Origin of the sequence: Pseudomonas sp. Sample_9 (assembly GCF_004307535.1) — a bacterium.
In the GTDB taxonomy this organism is placed as follows: Bacteria; Pseudomonadota; Gammaproteobacteria; order Pseudomonadales; family Pseudomonadaceae; genus Aquipseudomonas; species Aquipseudomonas mercuritolerans.
In genome coordinates, this window is sequence record NZ_RAZO01000193.1 from 1,753 (window position 1) to 3,109 (window position 1,357).

At 59.8% G+C, this 1,357-nt stretch carries 2 protein-coding genes and 1 pseudogene; all 3 read left to right on the top strand.

The genetic code is table 11. From position 1 onward, the window contains the following. A partial coding sequence (locus D6877_RS10520; protein WP_130910723.1) for a DTW domain-containing protein occupies window positions 1-264 on the top strand: 264 nt, incomplete at its 5' end. A 223-nt stretch (window positions 265-487) separates the two neighbouring features. Next, window positions 488-1,138, top strand: a complete 651-nt coding sequence (gene erdR / locus D6877_RS10525) for a response regulator transcription factor ErdR (RefSeq protein WP_016771412.1) — start codon at window positions 488-490, stop codon at window positions 1,136-1,138. 73 nt (window positions 1,139-1,211) lie between these two features. Next, window positions 1,212-1,357, top strand: a pseudogene (locus tag D6877_RS10530) (diacylglycerol kinase); the annotation flags it as partial.

The window sequence follows — 1,357 nt, forward strand, 5'->3', positions numbered from 1 at the left end:
CTCAGCCTGCTGCCCGACAAACTCTCGCGCTATCGCTTGCGCCGTTCGACCCGCAGCGAGCACCTGTGCACCGCCGAAGTCGCGGCGTTGTGCCTGGAACTGGCCGGTGACAGCGATGCCGCCTCGGCGCTGGACGCCTATTTCGATGTGTTCAGCCAGCATTACCTCGGGGCCAAGCAGCAACTGGACATGAATGAATCAACGCCCGCTCACGCCGAGCTGTTGCCCTATATACGAAAGCCGCAGCCGGAGTTGGCCCGATAGTGGCCCATACTGTTCACAGCGCTGGCCATCTTGCTTGACCACCCCGGCTGCGCTGGGCATGCTTGGCGCCGATTAGGGTGCGGCCAAGGTTTGAGACGCCGTGTTTGCTGTTGATTGGCGTTGAACGTGCCCCTGTGGATAGCGCTTACAAGCGTTGTCTCGAGTTGCTTTGGCCAGACCGGAATCTACCGCGTCTGCCATCAAAAACAGGATCATTTGAAAAATGGCCACATACGACATCCTGATTGCCGATGATCACCCCCTGTTTCGCAGCGCCCTGCACCAAGCGGTGACGCTGGGCCTTGGCCCGGACGTGCGACTGGTGGAAGTGGCGAGCATCGCCGAACTGGAAGCGCGCCTGACCGAAAAGGCTGACTGGGATCTGGTCCTGCTGGACCTGAACATGCCCGGCGCCTACGGTTTTTCCGGGCTGGTGCTGCTGCGCGGACAGTATCCGCAGATTCCGGTGGTGATGGTCTCGGCCCAGGAAGAAGCTTCGGTGATGGTCAAGTCCCGCGAGTTCGGCGCCAGTGGCTTCATTCCCAAGTCCAGCGATCTGAGCGTGATTCAGGAAGCGGTGCGCAAGGTGCTCGATGGCGACGTGTTCTGGCCGCCGCAAGCGTTCGAAGCAGTGAGTGTGTCGGATGAGGCGAAAGCCGCCAGCGATGGCCTGGCCAGCCTGACGCCACAACAGTTCCGCGTGCTGACCATGGTCTGCGAGGGATTGCTGAACAAGCAGATCGCTTATGAGTTGAGCGTGTCGGAAGCGACCATCAAGGCCCACGTCACGGCGATCTTTCGCAAATTGAATGTGCGCACTCGCACGCAGGCGGCTTTACTGCTGCAACAACTTGAGTCAATTCCCAGCCAGTGATGGCTGGCGGTTTCACGCTTTTTTGACTTTCGTTGATCTAGCTTCCCCACTCCTTTTTGGCTGGTTTCTCCTTATGTCACCTTTCAAGGGCCAGACCGGCCTGAAACGCATCCTCAACGCGTCCGGCTATTCGCTCGACGGCCTGCGCGCCGCCTTCACCGGCGAAGCGGCGTTCCGCCAATTGGTGCTGCTCAACGTGGTGCTGATTCCGCTGACATT